The sequence below is a fragment of the Paenibacillus sp. Marseille-P2973 genome (assembly GCF_018101095.1).
GTDB classification, from domain to species: Bacteria; Bacillota; Bacilli; order Paenibacillales; family Paenibacillaceae; genus Fontibacillus; species Fontibacillus vini.
This window is the reverse complement of record NZ_JAGQEH010000012.1, coordinates 117,977-134,856: the sequence shown is the minus strand read 5'-3', so window position 1 is coordinate 134,856 and position 16,880 is coordinate 117,977. Positions and strand designations below refer to the sequence as shown.

15 protein-coding genes and 1 riboswitch are annotated in these 16,880 nt (G+C 52.8%); of the genes, 3 read left to right on the top strand and 12 right to left on the bottom strand.

All coding sequences use genetic code 11. The features are described from left to right. Positions 1–414 precede the first annotated feature (414 nt). The 4 genes from KB559_RS20075 to KB559_RS20065 form a co-directional block, all read right to left on the bottom strand. The gene (locus KB559_RS20075; RefSeq protein WP_211024381.1) at positions 415–1,362 is read right to left on the bottom strand and encodes an MBL fold metallo-hydrolase; all 948 of its coding nucleotides are present in this window, start codon (positions 1,360–1,362) and stop codon (positions 415–417) included. A 151-nt stretch (positions 1,363–1,513) separates the two neighbouring features. Beyond that, entirely contained in the window at positions 1,514–1,615 is a 102-nt protein-coding gene (gene cydS, locus KB559_RS25610; RefSeq protein WP_435530096.1) for a cytochrome bd oxidase small subunit CydS family protein, read from the bottom strand. A gap of 7 nt (positions 1,616–1,622) precedes the next feature. Beyond that, a complete protein-coding gene (locus tag KB559_RS20070; RefSeq protein ID WP_211024379.1) occupies positions 1,623–2,654 on the bottom strand; it encodes a cytochrome d ubiquinol oxidase subunit II in 1,032 nt (343 codons plus the stop codon). Then, positions 2,651–4,018 carry a cytochrome ubiquinol oxidase subunit I gene (locus KB559_RS20065; protein WP_211024377.1) on the bottom strand — a complete coding sequence of 456 codons (1,368 nt, stop codon included), beginning with the start codon at positions 4,016–4,018 and terminating at the stop codon, positions 2,651–2,653. Before KB559_RS20065 ends, KB559_RS20070 begins: the two co-directional genes overlap by 4 nt. Before the next feature lie 283 nt (positions 4,019–4,301). Between KB559_RS20065 and KB559_RS20060 the strand changes: the two genes are divergently transcribed. After that, positions 4,302–5,441, top strand: a complete 1,140-nt coding sequence (locus KB559_RS20060; protein WP_211024375.1) for a virulence factor — start codon at positions 4,302–4,304, stop codon at positions 5,439–5,441. A gap of 128 nt (positions 5,442–5,569) precedes the next feature. Further along, positions 5,570–5,764, top strand: a riboswitch (Lysine riboswitch). A gap of 165 nt (positions 5,765–5,929) precedes the next feature. After that, positions 5,930–7,399 (top strand): amino acid permease, encoded by a 1,470-nt coding sequence (locus KB559_RS20050; protein WP_211024371.1) that lies wholly within the window; start codon positions 5,930–5,932, stop codon positions 7,397–7,399. A gap of 49 nt (positions 7,400–7,448) precedes the next feature. On the opposite strand, the gene KB559_RS20045 is transcribed toward KB559_RS20050, so the two are convergent. Next, positions 7,449–8,582 carry a transglutaminase domain-containing protein gene (locus KB559_RS20045; protein ID WP_211024369.1) on the bottom strand — a complete coding sequence of 378 codons (1,134 nt, stop codon included), beginning with the start codon at positions 8,580–8,582 and terminating at the stop codon, positions 7,449–7,451. A 308-nt stretch (positions 8,583–8,890) separates the two neighbouring features. Between KB559_RS20045 and KB559_RS20040 the strand changes: the two genes are divergently transcribed. Then, positions 8,891–9,088: a hypothetical protein gene (locus KB559_RS20040; protein WP_211024367.1), complete on the top strand. Its 198-nt coding sequence runs from the start codon at positions 8,891–8,893 to the stop codon at positions 9,086–9,088. Between the two features lie 282 nt (positions 9,089–9,370). Here KB559_RS20040 and KB559_RS20035 read toward each other — a convergent pair whose 3' ends face one another. From KB559_RS20035 to KB559_RS20005, 7 genes are all read right to left on the bottom strand, one after another. Continuing rightward, positions 9,371–9,607 carry a glutaredoxin family protein gene (locus KB559_RS20035; RefSeq protein ID WP_211024364.1) on the bottom strand — a complete coding sequence of 79 codons (237 nt, stop codon included), beginning with the start codon at positions 9,605–9,607 and terminating at the stop codon, positions 9,371–9,373. A 48-nt stretch (positions 9,608–9,655) separates the two neighbouring features. Further along, on the bottom strand, positions 9,656–10,606 hold the full coding sequence (gene trxB, locus KB559_RS20030; protein WP_211024362.1) for a thioredoxin-disulfide reductase: 951 nt from the start codon (positions 10,604–10,606) through the stop codon (positions 9,656–9,658). Positions 10,607–10,762: 156 nt separating this feature from the next. Then, the gene (locus KB559_RS20025) at positions 10,763–12,721 is read right to left on the bottom strand and encodes a heavy metal translocating P-type ATPase (RefSeq protein WP_211024359.1); all 1,959 of its coding nucleotides are present in this window, start codon (positions 12,719–12,721) and stop codon (positions 10,763–10,765) included. 336 nt (positions 12,722–13,057) lie between these two features. Beyond that, on the bottom strand, positions 13,058–14,350 hold the full coding sequence (locus KB559_RS20020; protein ID WP_211024357.1) for a homocysteine synthase: 1,293 nt from the start codon (positions 14,348–14,350) through the stop codon (positions 13,058–13,060). 206 nt (positions 14,351–14,556) lie between these two features. Next, positions 14,557–15,402 (bottom strand): ATP-binding cassette domain-containing protein, encoded by an 846-nt coding sequence (locus tag KB559_RS20015; protein WP_211024355.1) that lies wholly within the window; start codon positions 15,400–15,402, stop codon positions 14,557–14,559. Continuing rightward, positions 15,399–16,259, bottom strand: a complete 861-nt coding sequence (locus KB559_RS20010; RefSeq protein WP_211024353.1) for a hypothetical protein — start codon at positions 16,257–16,259, stop codon at positions 15,399–15,401. Before KB559_RS20010 ends, KB559_RS20015 begins: the two co-directional genes overlap by 4 nt. Then, the gene (locus KB559_RS20005; RefSeq protein WP_211024350.1) at positions 16,243–16,863 is read right to left on the bottom strand and encodes an RNA polymerase sigma factor; all 621 of its coding nucleotides are present in this window, start codon (positions 16,861–16,863) and stop codon (positions 16,243–16,245) included. The genes KB559_RS20010 and KB559_RS20005 overlap by 17 nt, the downstream gene beginning before the upstream one ends. Positions 16,864–16,880: the final 17 nt, after the last annotated feature.

The window sequence follows — 16,880 nt, the reverse complement described above, 5'->3', positions numbered from 1 at the left end:
CGGCCTCACGCTTAAATGTTTCATTGTATCGTTGCCTAGACTCACTCATTTCTCGACACCCTTTCTGACTCAATAGATTTATTATCTGTGTGACATTAAGAGGTGTCTACTTTTTATTCTAGCTGCAAAACTACAGCTATTTTTGCCGATTCCGCTTAATTTAACTAAAAACTAGAGAATTAACTGTAGATTTTATAGCTAATCGGAGAAAAACGAAGGATTTTCTTAAATTAACTGTATGATTTACAGTTAATTCATGGAGGCCGGCTGGCGCTTGGCGTAATGAAAAGCAGCCAGCACAAACAGAGTCATCCGGCCGAAAACGGCAGGATGACTCTGTTTCCAAATAGCGGCCGCTGCGCTCGGCCTAGCGAGCGCGGCATGCCTACGCCGCGCCCAGCCCCGCTAAGCGCGTCACGCCTCGGGGAAGCGCAGCGTCTCCCCGTGCAGCAGCACGCGGATCGCCGACTCGGCGATGCCGCGCTTCTCCCGGTCCGCCTCCAGGCGGTCCAGCGCTTCGCGCGCCGTGTCGTCGGCCAGCCGGAACGTGCCGTAATGCATCGGCACCATCAGCTTGGCCTTGACGTCGACGAACGCCTGCAGCGCTTCTTCCGGCGTCGTATGCTGGCTCGTCATGAACCACTCCGGTTCATACGCCCCGATCGGCAGCAGCGCCACGTCGATGGCGAAGCGCTCCCCGATATCCGCAAAGCCGCGGAAATAGCCGCTGTCTCCGGCAAAATAAATCACCTGATGCTTCTCCCCCTCACGAGGAGTTGCCGGCTCCAACACAAATCCGCCCCAGTGCGAGGTGTTCGTGTCGAACGGAGTACGCCGAGTCCAGTGCTGGGTCGGAACAAACGAGATGCGGGCGTTCCCGATCTCCAATGACTCCCACCACTTCATTTCCCGGGTTCGCTGGAACCCTTTGCGATTCATTTTTCGTCCCAAGCCGGACGGAACCACAATTTGAGTTCCATTCCCGTAAAGACGACGGATCGAAGACACATGCATGTGGTCATAATGCGAATGAGAAATCAGAATGACATCGATATCCGGAATGTCCCCAATAGGGACGCCTGGAGAACCTAAGCGGCGCTGAAATCCCATTCTTGAAGCCCAGACCGGGTCCGTCACGATATTCAGCCCTTCATATTGGATCAAAAAAGTGGAATGCCCGATCCAGGTCAGCGAGACTTCTTCCCTGTTATTAAGCAAATAATCGATCTGAGGCGGCGAATTCGGAATAATGTATGAGTAATCTTTTCTTTTTCTGCGGCGTTCTTCTCTCCACTGCTTAAATTGCTTCAATGTTTTGTCCGTGTTGACATTATCCATGTTATTGTAACGCGTTCTCGGCATACCGAGGATTCCCTCCTTCCATTCCTCTCCATCTTATGACCTCTCCAGCCGAGAGGCCCCGATTTCCAGTCATGTTAATCGCCGGATACCATCCTATTGAAATGTTTGTTTATCATTGTAAAGCATCGCGCGGGCCATGCCAAATTTCTGCCTAATCCACAGGATCCTTATATACACCAGCATAAATAAAGAGAGATACGAGCGCCATTACGATGACCAGTCCCGGCGCAATCATCATGGTGAAATGTTCCACTCCGACCTCATCCTTTCTTCGGCGATTCGCCGCGTACATACTTGGCGTCAAACAAAAACAGCCGCATAATCAACACGAGCGAAGGGATCAGCACCACCAGACCGGCCACAAATGCCGTAATGAGCGCCACCGCCATCGTTTCATTCGTAAAGCTTTCATAGATGCTGACCTGCTTATACAGAATATAGGGCAGATGCGATCGGCCATAGCCATACCAGGCAAAACCAAACTGCAAGATGACAAGAATGAACGACCACCCGAGATTTTTCTTTTTCCATATAAAATAAACCGCCAGAAGAAAACAAATCAGCGAAGCGATAAACATCCAGGTAATGTTCAACATATTTCTGAAATGCTCCGGATTTTGACGGTTAATCTGAAAAAAAGCAACGACGCAGGCCAGAATCGTCGGACCGCTCCATAGCAGCGCGTAGCCGCGAAGCACCTCAAAGGCATCTTTATCCCCAGCCTTACCCGCGTAAAAAGCCAAGAACATAGCCGAAATATACAGCACGGACACGAGAGCCAGAATGATGACGGACCAGGTGTAGGGGTTACTGAAAAAGCTGGACCAATGCAGGATGACTTTTCCGTCCTGCTCCTGAATAATACCGCCTTCGGAAATCGCCAATACGGTAGACAACGCTGCCGGAATCAATAACCCGGTCGCTCCGTAAACCGCCATGTACGCCTTATTGTTCTCTTTGCTGCTCCCATAAGTGTTGTAAGCATAGTATGCTCCCCGCAGCGCAAGCAAAACAGTCGCAAGACTCCCGGGAACAAGCAGCGCAGTACCGTAAAAATAAGCGGAATCGGGAAAAAATCCGACCAACCCTACCACGAAAAAGATGAGAAACACATTCGTCACTTCCCACACCGGGGACAAGTAGCGTTGGATTATGTTATGCACCTTATTCTCATGACCCGTGAGCACGCTGTAATAGCTAAAAAAACCGGCTCCAAAATCAACGGATGCCACGATCAGGTAACCGAACAAAAAGGTCCACAGCACGGTAATGCCGACAATTTCATAGCTCATTTCCGCTCACCTCCACTGATCCCCAGCTCCCGCATCTCATCGTCCACGCTCTTTCCGCGGAACAGCTTGACGAGCACCGTAATGCAGGAAGCACAGAGGACGAGATAGAGAATAATGAACAGGATCAGCATCGAGCCGACGTTTTGCGACGTCGTCGCCGCTTCCGATACCTTCATGTAGCCGCGCACGATCCAGGGCTGCCGTCCGAATTCCGCAAACATCCAGCCAAGCTCGATCGCGGTCATCGCCAAAGGTCCGAGAGCGACAATGCCGAGCAGCAGCCACTTCGGATAACCGCCTTTCCCCCTCCCCCTGTTTTTCCCTTTCGGAAGCCAACGACGGAGCAAGTATAGAAAAGGAATCAAAACGAGCAGCACCCCGATCGTTACTTTTAAATCGAACATATAGTGGATCAGGAGCGGAGGCCGTTCATCCACGGGAAACTCGTTAAGTCCGATAACGTTCGTGTTCGGAGTGCCGCCAGCCAAAATACTTAGCGCATAGGGCAGCTCAAGCGCGTATTTAACCTCTCCGTTCTCCCCCAGCACACCGCCGTAAATGAGCGGCGCCTTCGTCATCGTCTCGAAATGCCATTCCGCGGCGGCCAGCTTTTCCGGCTGGTAGTGGGCAAGAAATTTGCCCGAGAAGTCGCCGATAATCGCGGTAGAGACCGCAAAAACGAACGCTGCCGTCGCGGTCAGCTTCAGCGCCTTTTTGAAGTAAACGCCTCTTCGCCCCCGCAGCAGGCTAAAAGCCGCTATCCCCGCCAGTAAACCGGCGCTGAGCGTATACGAGGAGGCAAGCACGTGGGACACCTTCGTCGGCGTTGCCGGATTAAACATGGCCACCAGCGGCTGAAAGTCGGCGAACACGCCGTTTTTCAAAGTGAAGCCCTGCGGCGTATTCATGAACGCATTCAAAGTAGTGATGAAGAACGCAGACGCTGAGGAGCCGATCGCCACCGGAATCAGTAGCAGTAAATGCAGGATCGGCTTCTTGAACCGGTCCCACGTGTACAAATAGATGCCCAGGAAAATCGCTTCGATGAAAAAAGCAAAGGTCTCCATGAACAAGGGCAAGGCGATCGCCTGTCCCGCGACGCGCATAAATGTCGGCCAAAGGAGGCTGAGCTGCAGGCCGATCGCCGTGCCCGTCACGACGCCTACGGCGACCGAGATGACGAAGCCCCGGGCCCAGCGGCGGGCCAGCAGGGTGTAGTGCGGATCTTTTTTCCGGACACCCCTCCACTCGGCAAGCGCGATCATCATCGGGATACCTACGCCGATGGAAGCAAACACAATATGTACGAACAACGTCAACCCGGTAAGCACCCGGCTTAATGTAACGGGATCCCAGGATAGCATGCTTCCCATCAACTCCTCACTCAAAAGATGACTGTTTTTGAACAACCTCTAATAATACTGCATAAAGCGAAGCACGCTCTTAATGAACGCATACAGCATAATGACGGCGACAACCAGGCATACAATGATCAGTGTTCGTTCCTGTTTTTTAAACATACGAGGGCCCCCCTTTTTGACGTTTGTCGCCTGGAGAAAATGCCTTGTTTTATTGTGTCGATCCCGTTCCTTTTTATTCCTTGGGGCTTAAGGTAAAATAAGATACGGAAGGAGATGTGAACAACTTATGAAAATTGTATTTATCGAGCCGACACCGAGTCCCAATTCCATGAAGCTTCATCTGGACGAAACCTTGGAACCCGGGATCCGCAAAACATACACACAGGACAACGCCCGCTCCGCCCCTACGTGGATCCGGCAAATGCTGAATATTCCGGGAGTAAAAAGCATTTTCCATACAGCGGATTTTATCGCGCTGGACCGGAAGGGCAGCGCCGATTGGGCAGCCATCCTGTCCGAAGTACAGGAGCAATTCGGACAGGAGCAGGTGGAATCCGCCTGGGATCCGGAGGCGGCCGAAGCGGCCGGCTACGGCGAAGCCCAGGTGTTCGTGCAGTTTTTCCGCGGCATCCCGATGCAGATCCGCGTGAAATCGGGGACCCGCGAGGAGCGCATTTCGCTCTCCCAGCGGTTCGTATCCGCCGTAACCGAGGTAGCGAGCGCCACGCTCATCAAGGAGCGCAAGCTGAGCGATTACGGCGTCCGCTACGGCGAGCTGGAGGAGATCGCCCGCGAGGTCGAGCAGGAGCTGGAAGCGGCGTTCCCGCCGGACCGGCTGGAGGCGATCCAGGCGCAGGCGATCGCGCACGGCCGCAGCGAAGCCGAGTTCGTCGAGCAGCGCCGGGCGCTTAGCCTGGACGAAGTCCGCGAGCGGATGAAGGACGCGGACTGGCACGTCCGCTATGCGGGCCTGGAGGCGCTGCAGCAACCCGGACCCGAGGCGCTCCCGCTGCTTGCGGACGCGGTTCGCGATCCGCAGATGCAGGTCCGTCGCCTCGCGGTCGTCTATCTCGGCGACGTCCGGACGCCGGAAGCGATGACGCTGCTGTTCGAGGCGATGCGCGACAGCTCGGCCGCCGTGCGCCGCACCGCAGGCGACACGCTGTCCGACATCGGCGATCCGTCCGCTACGGAACCGATGATTGCCGCCTTGTCGGACAAAAGCAAGCTCGTCCGCTGGCGGGCAGCCCGCTTCTTGTACGAAGTCGGCACCGACCAGGCGCTTGAAGCGCTGCGGGCCGCCGTGGACGATCCGGAGTTCGAGGTCGGTCTCCAGGCCCGTATGGCCGTGGAACGGATCGAATCCGGAGAGCAAGCCGCAGGGACAGTATGGCAGCAAATGGCGAAGCGCGAACGCAACAATTGATCGGCTTAAGCAAAGAAGGCTAATAAAGGCGGGACAATGTCAATAATTAGACATTGTCCCGCCCCTTTTCTTGCTATATACTATAGAACTGTATCTTAGGAAAACTGAATAATAGCCTCATCATTTCCAGATGAGGTAGAGGTCGCGATTGTGAAGAGTACACCGGAGGAGGCGCTGGAAGCCGCCGATGAATCCCGTGGAAAGGCACCGTCGCCGAAGCTTGTCACCCCGCTTCAACGGCGGCAGGCTGGGGCTGTTCCCGAAAGGGACAGAACTGTCATGCTTATCCTTCACCGGGAGAAGCGTGTTGAGCTATCTTATGCAAGAATGGTGGGGTGCACGGTATAAATATAAGGCCGCGGACTCTTTCCGCGGCCTTTTTGCATGGTGTGACAGTCATTCGATTACGACAGCAGCTTAACTTCACGCCAAATGAGGATAATATATGGCAGGGAATGTTTGTCTAAATTTTAAGGAGTTGTATACGCATGAGTAAAAAGAATAGCACCGCAGCACAAAATTTAAAGCCCGGCCTAAAAGCCCGGCATATGACGATGATTGCGCTCGGTGGATCGATAGGGACGGGACTTTTCCTGGCCAGCGGCGGCGCCATCGCCTCCGCCGGACCCGGTGGCGCATTGCTCGCCTATGCCGCCGTCGGCATCATGGTCTACTTTTTGATGACCAGTTTAGGAGAGCTCGCCACATATATGCCGGATTCGGGCTCTTTTGAAACCTATGCCTCGCGTTTCGTCGATCCGTCCCTTGGCTTTGCCATGGGGTGGAACTTTTGGTACAACTGGGCGATTACGATTGCGGCCGAGCTCTCCGCCGCCACGTTAATTATTAAATACTGGTTCCCGGACAGCTCCTCTCTCTTGTGGAGCATCCTGTTCCTGGCCCTCATTCTGGGCCTCAATGTTCTGTCCGTCAAAGGATACGGTGAATCGGAGTATTGGTTCGCCATGATCAAAATCGCTGTCGTTATCATTTTCCTGGTCGTCGGGGTCCTCATGATCTTTGGCATCATGGGCGGCGAAGCCATCGGCTTCAAAAACTTCACAGTGGGAGACGCGCCTTTCCACGGAGGATTCTTTACCTTCCTCGGCGTATTCATGGCGGCCGGCTTCTCATTCCAAGGCACGGAAATGGTCGGTGTTGCAGCCGGTGAAAGCCACAATCCGCGTGAGCATGTTCCGCGGGCCATCCGGCAGGTATTCTGGCGGATCCTGATTTTTTATATTTTGGCAATTCTGGTGATCGGCCTGATTATTCCTTATACAAGTCCTAATTTGCTAAAAAGCGGCCTGGAGAACATCGGCGTCAGCCCGTTCACGCTAGTCTTTGAAAAAGCAGGTATGGCTTTTGCCGCTTCCGTCATGAATGCCGTCATCTTGTCCTCCGTTCTGTCGGCCGGCAACTCAGGGATGTACGCTTCCTCGCGGGTCCTTTACTCGCTGGCAAAACGGGGAAAAGCGCCGAAATTCCTAGCTAGACTAAGCCGCCGCGGGCTGCCCGTCAACGCCCTGCTATTGACGACGCTTATCGGGATGTTTGCCTTCTTCGCGTCGCTGTTCGGAGACGGGGTCGTGTACAACTGGCTGCTGAACGCCTCGGGAATGTGCGGCTTCATCACCTGGCTCGGCATCGCGGTCAGCCATTACCGTTTCCGCCGGGCATACACCGCCCAGGGCCGGGATCTGAAAGATCTTCCTTATAAAGCAAAATGGTTCCCGTTCGGTCCGATTTTTGCCTTTGTTCTCTGCTTTATCGTTATTTTGGGACAAAATTTAGCCGCCTTTTCAGGCGGCCAGATCGATTGGTATGGTGTTGTAGTTTCTTATATCAGTATTCCTTTATTCCTGGTAGTATGGCTGGGGTACAAATGGACAAAACACACCAAAGTCATCCCGCTTAAAGAATGTGACCTGGATTCCCCTGCTCAATCTAATGATTAAGACGACTGGAATTTAACATCCGGAAGCGGACGGAGCGAATCGGAGCCTGTCACCGGGTTTCCCAATGGATCTCGACCCGCAAATCCTCGGTCCCTTCCAACGGCTTTGAAAGGTATTGGATATTATCTAAAGATGCGGACAGATCATAAAGACTTTCCAAATCCTGCAACAGCTCCTGTTCGGTTCCGGAATACCGGACTGTTACCGTAAGGCCTCCGGATTGGAGTTCTTGCCTGACCTTAGTCTGGAGCCCTGCTGAACTGCTGACAGCAGCAGAAGGGTCGTACAAATGATAACCCAATTGCTTTTGCAGCTTTTTGTAGCCGGAAGATTGGGCTCCTCCTTTGTTGACCAGCGTGCTCAAGGTTTCGCGATAAAGCGAGGATGCCGCCGGATATTTGGAGATCCACTGATGATCCTGACGCATTTGTTCATCCGTCCGTAAATAATACGCATAGCTGATCTGTTCTCGCGGAGCCGAGATGGGATCGTCCCAAGTGGTATCGAGATGATACCACTTCTTTTCTAATTCCACGAGGTTCCAGGCATGCAATTGTCCGCCTGCCGTGCCTTCTACGATCACATTATTGATGCCGGCTCCTTCCAGCAGCTTGTAGGTCAGCAAAGTGTACCCCTGACAAACCGCTTCTCCGGTCCGCAGCCCCTCATAGGCTGTATATTTCTTTAATCCCTCGTCGTATTTCAGGTTTTGCACCACGAAGTCATGGATCGCTTTTACTTTTTCATGATCATTCATTCCGGGGGAAATGATATCTTTCAATATTCCCGAGACGCGATTGGTCACATAGGCGGACTGCTCGGCGTTTTCCCGGTAAGTCACGCTAAGATTGATCTTGGCGGAACCGCTCGTTCCCCGCCAGGAGTAGGTGTACCGGTCCACGATATATTTCGTGTACGGATCGCTGTCAAGCGCTCCATTTATCGCCTTTTTAAGCAGACTCTCCAGGTTTTTCGTATTTCCCTTATATTTTATAGTCATGGAGGTTTTGCGCGCTCCCAGCCCTTCGGCCATTTCCTGCTGCACTTCCTTGACTGTCGTCACATAGGCATTGTCCGAAGCGGCAAATACCGTGATCGTATTCCAGTCGGCAGGCACCGTCCCCATCAGCAAGGCCCCCAGCAATCCTGCCGTTATCCAGCGTTTAGGCATGCTCTGTCCCATGTTCCCACAGCTCCCTTACTATAAAATTCCGGTTTCAAGAAATCTGGTTGAAAGTGAACTGGCGTTGTTAAGCCCATTGTAGCACAGCCTGTCCTGCAAAGGCTTTCTAGTTTTGTCGAGCAGACACGAACCCCGCCGGGAAAGGGTATTTATCATTTCTTCACCCAAAAAAAGACGTGAAATAGACTTATTTTAGGAAAATCCTTTCGCCAAATTAAATCCCGCTTTGATATAATAAAAAACATATTGTTGTGATATAAATCATTGCTAACTTAAACCTGACAAGAACGGAGAGCGACCAAAAAGCTATGACAATCGTCAATCTTTCGGATATTTCCATTGAATTGTTCGTTGCCGTCATGTTCTTTCTGCTCATCATTGCTCCCTTGGTAAGCTTAGGGGTACTGCGTTTGTTCCAAGGCAGAAAGAAAGCGGGGCTTAGCCTCATCGGCGGCGGAGTTATCGGGTATTTCGTCTTTCAGCTTATTGCGGGTATGTTTAGCTAACCGTAATATTACATCGTTGCCAATACATCATCTGATTATATTCCGCAGTGAGGAACATTAAGCCTAACATTGAGCCACTGTTCTTCACAAAGGGGACTTCCTGAATGGGTCAAATTTGACTTGAGGGAAGTCCCTATTTCATTAGTTTTAATGAAAAAGGCGGTGCAAGGGAATCCATCCCTGTCACCGCCTTTTCGTTATTATGTTAAGCGAATCAATCGCCCAGCGGACTGCTTTGGGAACAAGCCCTTTGAATTATCTCCGTTTAGAAAGTAAAAGATATTAAGCCTGTGCGGCAAGCGCCTTTTCAAACTGGGTTTTGTTCATACCGAGAATACGGTGTTCGCCAATCAAAGTTACTGGGACAGCGCGCATTCCCATATCCCATACTTGCTGAGCGTATTCCTCGTTTTGCTCAATGTTACGCTCTTCAAAAGCTACGCCCTTCTCGCCCAGAAAGCTTTTGACTTGACGGCAGTGAGGGCAGTTCGTACTTGTATATACGATAACGTTCTCCATGATGTCGAAATACTCCCTTCAAAAGACTGAGATGTTAAATTCGAACAATTAATTAACGGCAGCTGCCGTAGCTTGATGTTCCAGGTTCTCAATATATTTCTCGCAATCGATCGCAGCCATACATCCGCTGCCCGCAGCCGTGATAGCTTGACGGTAGCGCGTATCTTGAACGTCTCCGCAAGCGAATACGCCAGGTACGTTAGTTTCCGAAGTTCCCGGTTTCACCACGATATACCCGTTCTCATCGGTGTCGATTTGTCCGCCGAGGAAGCCGGTGTTCGGATGGTGGCCGATCGCTACGAATACGCCGGAGGCGGTAATAACTTCTTCTTCGCCCGTTTCATTGTTCAGCACTTTCAATCCTGTCACGCCGTTCTCGTTGGTCACAACCTCAAGCGGTGTGCGGTTCAGTGCCCATTCCACTTTTTCGTTGCCGCGTACGCGGTCCTGCATGATCTTGGAGGCGCGCAGTTCGTTCCGGCGGTGTACCAGCGTCACCTTGGATGCGAAGCGCGTCAGGAAGCCGGCTTCTTCCAAAGCGGAGTCTCCGCCGCCTACGACGATAATCTCTTTACCCCGGAAGAAGAATCCGTCACATGTCGCGCAAGTGCTTACGCCGCGTCCGACATTATCGGTTTCTCCCGGAATTCCCAAATACTTGGCGGTAGCTCCCGTGGACAGTACGAGCGTATCCGTTATAAGCTCTCCGAGTCCTTCCACTTGAAGCTTGAACGGACGGGAACTCATATCCACGCTGTTTACCCAGCCGGTGCGGAATTCCGCACCGAAACGTTCAGCCTGCTGACGCATGTTGTCCATCAGCTCCGGCCCCATGATTCCTTCCGGGAAGCCCGGGAAGTTCTCTACTTCCGTAGTCGTAGTAAGCTGTCCGCCCGGTTGCGGACCTTCAATGACAAGCGGCTTCAGGTTGGCGCGAGCCAGGTAAATTGCGGCGGTCAATCCCGCAGGACCCGTTCCGATAATAATGGATTTATACATATATAGCATCCTCCTTCAAGGCATGTTACGAAAAATAGATTATGAGATTAATTATGTGGAATCCCCGGCGTACTGTCAACAAGGGTACCGGGAGGGTTCGGTGAAGGTTAAATGAAGGAATGATGAATTACTTGAATTTATAGTGGTAATTCACATTTATAGTGCAATCCGGTTTCGCAACAGGCGCAGGCCGTTTAAAATAACGAGAATCGTGCTGCCCTCATGACCCACGACTCCAAGCGGAAGCGGAATGCCCTGAATGAAATTGCCGGCGATCAGAAGCAGAATAACCGCTCCGGCAAACGTCAGATTTTGCATTACGATTCTTCTCGCCCTTACGGCCAGTTGGATCGTTTCGGCTACCCGCTCGAGGTTGTCGTTCATCAGCACCACATCCGCTACCTCCAGCGCCGCACCGCTCCCCTTGTCACCCATGGCGATGCCGACGGTAGCGGCGGCCAGAGCCGGCGCGTCATTGACGCCGTCTCCAACCATAACGGCATGACCGTATCGGCTCCGCAGTTCGCTGACATGCCGGACTTTATCCTCCGGCAGCAGATCGCCGTACACCAGATCAATGCCCGCTTCTCCGGCAACCGCCCTAGCCGTTTCGCCGCGATCCCCCGTTAGCATCGCCGTTGCGATCCCGAGCTTCTGAAGCTGCCGAATCGCCTGCTTCGCTTCCGGTCTGACCTGATCACGGAGCGCAAGAATGCCTGCATATTCGTCTTCCCGCCGTATAACGGAGACGGTATTCCCCTCATTCGCAAGTCTTTGAATACTTTCCTTCAGATCATCCGGCAACCCCGGTTCCGAAGCATCGGCCTTGCCGATCCGCCAAACCGTCCCGTCAATCCGGGCTTCAATTCCCCAGCCCGGCAAAGCCTTCATTTCTTCCGCTGTATCCAGCTCAAGCCCTTCTTCCTCTGCATGCGAGACGATGGCTCGGGCCAACGGGTGCTCCGACAACCTCTCCGCAGAGGCGCAGGCTGCGAGCACCTGATTGCGGTCGAATCCTTCCGCCGCCACCACTTCCGTCACCACCGGAGAGCCGGAAGTCAGCGTTCCGGTCTTGTCGAACGCCACGACTTTGACGCCTGCCATCAAATCCATATAGGCGGCTCCTTTAAACAATACGCCCTTTCTTGCACTCCTCGACATCGCCGACAGCATGGCCGGCATGACTGAGGAGACCAGGGCGCATGGGGAAGCCACAACCAGAAACACCATCGCTTTATAAAACGTCAACGACCAGGACCAGCCAAGCAGAAGCGGACCCGACAACAGCAGGATCGCGGTCATCGCCACAACCCCTTTGGCATAACTGCCTTCAAGCCGCTTGATAAACCGCTGAGTCCGGGGCGCTTCATTTTCCGCTTGCTCCACCAATGCAATAATTTTGGCAAACAGCGTTCCTTCAGCCGGGCGAGTGACTTCCACATACAGAGCGCCTTCTCCGTTTAATGTTCCGGCGAATACTTCGTCGCCAGCTCCTTTATCTACTGGAACGGACTCCCCGGTAATTGCCGCTTGGTTGACCGACGAACCTCCGCTCGAGACCACACCGTCCGCCGGAATGATCTCTCCCGGCTTCACAAGTACGAGATCGCCGATGATTAATTCCTCGACGGCCACGGTTCTCATGCCGCTTCCGTCCACTTTTAACGCGGTTTCCGGTTTCAGGGCCACCAGCGCGGAAATGTCTTTCCGGCTGCGATCGCTAGCAAAGGATTCCAGCGCGCCGCTGAGCGAAAAAATGAATATCAGCATCGCTCCTTCATTCCAGTAGCCAATGGAGGCGGCGCCTAGAGCGGCTGCAATCATCAACAGATTGACATCCAGGTCTTTGTCCAGAAACAGTGTCCGCAGCCCTTCCCGAGCTTTAACAAATCCGCCTAAACCATAAGCGGCGATATATAAGGCAATCGATAGTGTTCCGGACCATGCCCCGGCTCCCCAGCCCGCAAGCATGAGAACACCGCTCCCCAGAGCGAGCAGCATTTCACGATGCCGAAGCAGCCGAAGAATAACGGTTCTCCGCGGTGGCCGCGGTTGGGGTTGATTGGCCTTTTTTCGAGTCATCGATACCGGATTATGGACAGCTTTAGCTTGCATTATTGATTCCTCCTTTTGCGAATGCACAATGAACCGGCAAATTTGATCCATTGAGAATGAAAATTATTGTTAGCCCCCTTAAAATGACACATGCTGCTTCGGGAATGATCCCGAAGCAGCATGGAATTGAGAATGATAATCATTTTTGCACTAGAGCAATAAAATTGCTCAAGGGAAACTTTATGTTTATTTTATACCTATTTTATGCAAATGTAAACAATCTGCCTGCCCATTCTATGATGTTCTGCTTAAGCCGGTCCTTTTCCCGCGGAAAGAAAAAGCCTCTACTCGGTACTCCGAATAGAGGCTCACTCTTTAACTATTAATTAAATATGATTATGCCTGGCTTGCGGCGATCGCTTGCTCCAGATCGTAAATGATATCGTCGATGGACTCGGTGCCGACCGATAGACGGATCAACTCCGGATTAACGCCGGCTGCGATTTGATCCTCTTCCGACAGCTGCTGATGCGTCGTGCTTGCCGGATGGATGATCAGCGACTTGGAATCGCCGACATTCGCCAAGTGCGAGAACAGCTTCACGTTCTCGATCAGCTTGCGGCCCGCTTCGACGCCGCCCTTAATTCCAAAGGTTAGAATCGCTCCTTGACCTTTCGGCAAATATTTCTGAGCCAGCTCGTAGGACTCGTGACTTGGAAGCCCCGCATAGCTTACCCATTCCACATGCTCATGCCCTTCCAGGTACTGCGCGACTTTGAGCGCGTTTTGGCTGTGGCGTTCTACGCGCAGATGCAGCGTTTCTAGTCCTTGAAGCAGCATCCATGCATTGAACGGGGATAACGATGCGCCAATGTCGCGTTGGAGCTGGACGCGAGCCTTGATAATGTAAGCCAGCGGTCCGACGGCATCGGTGTATACTACGCCGTTATAGCTTGGATCCGGCTGAGTTAAGCCGGGGAATTTATCATTCGACTTCCAGTCGAACTTCCCGCCGTCGACGATAATACCGCCGATTGATGTTCCATGCCCGCCGATGAATTTGGTTGCCGAGTGTACGACGATGTCCGCACCGAAGTCGATCGGACGAAGCAAATACGGACTCGGGAACGTATTATCGATGATCAGCGGAACTCCGCTTTCATGCGCAATGGCGGCAACCGCTTCGATATCGAGCACATCACCCTTCGGGTTTCCGATGGACTCGGCAAAGAATGCCTTCGTTTTATCGGTGACCGCAGCCCGGAAGTTTTCCGGATTTGACGCATCCACAAATCTTACTTTAATGCCGAGCTTAGCCAGCGTAATCGCAAACAGATTATATGTACCGCCGTACAGAGTAGAGGAGGATACGATTTCATCCCCGGCTCCGGCAATATTCAAAATGGAGAAGGTAATCGCCGCCTGCCCCGAAGCCGTCGACAATGCCCCGACACCCCCTTCGAGCGCTGCGACACGTTTTTCGAACACATCGTTGGTCGGATTCATGATACGGGAATAAATATTGCCGAATTCCTTCAATCCGAACAAATTGGCAGCGTGCTCAGTATCGCGGAATCCGTACGACGTCGTTTGATACAGGGGTACCGCACGGGAATAAGTAGTTGGATCAATTTCCTGTCCTGCGTGAATCGCTAGTGTTTCCGGTGCAAATTGACGTTCTTCAGACATGGGTGATTCCTCCTTTAAAATGGGTTCAATAAAATAGGTACATGTTTGTTTTTCACTATTCTCTCACATAAATGGTCTTTTGAAAATAGTAAATCCGATAAAACTAGTATGAATAATTATTTTTGTTAAAAATAAAGCAGCACCAGAGTTTATCGACTTTTTCTCCGGTGCTGCAGATATCTCTTATGAAATTAAATTAAAGTCTTTCACCGACCGCGTTGACGAACGAAGTAAGCATCCTCCATCGACGGCTCTGCTTCGGTTAATCCCCGGAAAGGCCGCTCCTTTCCGACCAGCCGAATGTACATGCCTTCCGGCACTTCGCGGAATAGGATCAGATTCCGGTCATTGACGTCATCGAAATTTTCCTGGGAAATGACGCCCTCCCATACCTTCAGCGGCAGTTCGCGCGTCCACCTCTCTCTCTCACCCTCGAAACGAACCTGGCCCTGGCCAAGCCATATGATATGATCAGCCGCCCCTTCCCATTCGTTCAGTTCGTGAACGGCCGCCAATACGGTTTTCCCCGTCGCGTAGCGCGACAGATAGGAAATCGCCAACTTGCGTTCCGCGGAATCCATCGCATTCAGCGGCTCATCCAGAAACAGAAAATAAGGAGCGGCGAGCAAGGACTGTACGAGCGCAATTCGTCGTCGGACACCGAGCGAGAGCGACTTGATCTTTACATTCCGGCTTTGCTCCAGCCGGAAATCCCGCAGCAAGCTTTCCACCCGTTCCAAACGAAATACACCTTTCAGTTCAGCCAAGTAAACAAGCAGCTTATATACCGTCATTTCCTCGTACAGCTCAATCTCCGCCGGAACATACCCGATTTGGCTCCGCAGGAGCGGTAAATCCTCGGCCGCGGATCGCTGGTGGTAAAGAATGCTGCCCCGGCGCGGCATTTGGAGCGTGGCGAGCAGTTCCAGCAGCGTCGTTTTGCCCGCCCCGTTAGGACCAACCAGGAGCGTCAGCCCTCGATGAATGCGGAGGCGCCCAATTTGCAGCGTGAATTCGCCAAGGGGCTGACAAACATTTTCCAGCACGATCATACTCTGTCTCCTCCGCCTAATCCATCATTCATTTTGAGATGGCGGCTGCGGTAATAAGAGCGAAGAATCAGCAAAGTTCCGGCAATCAGCATAAGTCCATCCGCCATCGTTCGGGATGACGCCGTCCATCCATGTAAACGGGATTGGTCTTCAATCACGAACCACAGAATATAAACCACCGAAGCCGCAACGCAGGCCAGGGTCATTCCTTTTCGGAACAATACGTACATGGCCGCTCCCGCCGTGAACATTGAAATGCCCAGCCATTGGAGCAGAAAAGGAATAAACGGCATGCTAACCTCTCCCGCCGCCGTTACTCTGAGGCCGACGATCACGGAGCTGAGCAAGGCCCAACTGACCACAAGACCAATGACCATCAGCATCCGGCTGTAGATCACCAGGGCTGGAGGATACGGGGTAATACTTTCCACCGCCCGCATGCCCCGGTCCCAGGAACGGTAGCTGAATAGCATGGAAGCAATGAGCATTAACGGCGTAATGACCGGAAACAATCCGCTGGGAATGGCATCTCCCAACAGGAAAGTTCTAAACGGCCTTTCCGGGTCGACCAGCAGAATCAGCATCAAAAATACCGCAGAGCCCGACAGAATGAGCGATTTCCGGTTTACCCGGAACTGGCTCCAAAGCAGCTTGCGCAAGGACGGCGCCTCCACCTGCGGATTGAAGTCAAGCGCAGGCACGACAGGAGCGGCTTTAAGCGCGTCAAATTCAGGCTGCAGCGCCGCGATCAGCGCCGCGGTTTCCGACGGGGACGGGGGTGGCAGCACCGCCTGACGCAGCGGTTCGCGCAATTCCCTTTCCAATTTTTCTAACTCTTTATCAATGGAGGGGTTCATGGGATGACACCTCGCTTTCCTGTTTATCCTTCAATTTTGTCCTGAATCTGGGCGGTGACAAATCCGACGATTTCATCAAGACCCGCTTCAGTTTTCGCAGCGCCCCATATAAGTGGGATTTTACCGAACTTAGCGGCAGATCCATCAACTCGGCAATTTCTTGCAGCTTCAGCTCATGAAAAAATCGCATCCTCACCACGTCCTGCTGCACTTCGGGCAGCCAGGCGAGGGACTCCGCAATCTGTTCCACCGCCTCCTGCCGCTCTAGAAGTTCTTCCGCTCCGGGAGAGGGGTCGGCGTCCTCCGGTATTTCATCCGCGGCCGCATGCTCGGAGCGGTAAGCAGAGCTCCTCCAATAATCCCGGCACAGGTTGAGCGCCACTTTATACAGCCAGGGGCGGAGCTGGTCAAGCCCGCCATGCCTTTCCAAATGCCGGATGAGCCGGATGAAGGTCTCTTGCACGAGATCCTCCGCCTTTGCGCGGTCACCGAGCTGCTGCGTGATATAGCTAAGAAGCGGTCCGTGATAACGGGTAACCAGGAGTTCAAAAGCCTCCTGCTCTCCCTGGGCCATACGCTCCGCCAATTGTTGATCGGAAATCAATTCCGTTCCCCCTCTCC

Bases quoted from the DNA above. Each gene is read 5' to 3' on its own strand.
- KB559_RS20045 (WP_211024369.1), bottom strand. From the start codon at position 8,582: ATGGGACAGAGCATGCCTAAACGCTGGATAACGGCAGGATTGCTGGGG.
- trxB (WP_211024362.1), bottom strand. From the start codon at position 10,606: ATGTATAAATCCATTATTATCGGAACGGGTCCTGCGGGATTGACCGCC.
- KB559_RS20050 (WP_211024371.1), top strand. From the start codon at position 5,930: ATGAGTAAAAAGAATAGCACCGCAGCACAAAATTTAAAGCCCGGCCTA.
- KB559_RS20065 (WP_211024377.1), bottom strand. From the start codon at position 4,018: ATGCTATCCTGGGATCCCGTTACATTAAGCCGGGTGCTTACCGGGTTG.
- KB559_RS20010 (WP_211024353.1), bottom strand. From the start codon at position 16,259: ATGAACCCCTCCATTGATAAAGAGTTAGAAAAATTGGAAAGGGAATTG.
- KB559_RS20025 (WP_211024359.1), bottom strand. From the start codon at position 12,721: ATGCAAGCTAAAGCTGTCCATAATCCGGTATCGATGACTCGAAAAAAG.
- KB559_RS20020 (WP_211024357.1), bottom strand. From the start codon at position 14,350: ATGTCTGAAGAACGTCAATTTGCACCGGAAACACTAGCGATTCACGCA.
- KB559_RS20035 (WP_211024364.1), bottom strand. From the start codon at position 9,607: ATGGAGAACGTTATCGTATATACAAGTACGAACTGCCCTCACTGCCGT.
- KB559_RS20015 (WP_211024355.1), bottom strand. From the start codon at position 15,402: ATGATCGTGCTGGAAAATGTTTGTCAGCCCCTTGGCGAATTCACGCTG.
- KB559_RS20040 (WP_211024367.1), top strand. From the start codon at position 8,891: ATGACAATCGTCAATCTTTCGGATATTTCCATTGAATTGTTCGTTGCC.
- KB559_RS20060 (WP_211024375.1), top strand. From the start codon at position 4,302: ATGAAAATTGTATTTATCGAGCCGACACCGAGTCCCAATTCCATGAAG.
- KB559_RS20070 (WP_211024379.1), bottom strand. From the start codon at position 2,654: ATGAGCTATGAAATTGTCGGCATTACCGTGCTGTGGACCTTTTTGTTC.
- KB559_RS20075 (WP_211024381.1), bottom strand. From the start codon at position 1,362: ATGCCGAGAACGCGTTACAATAACATGGATAATGTCAACACGGACAAA.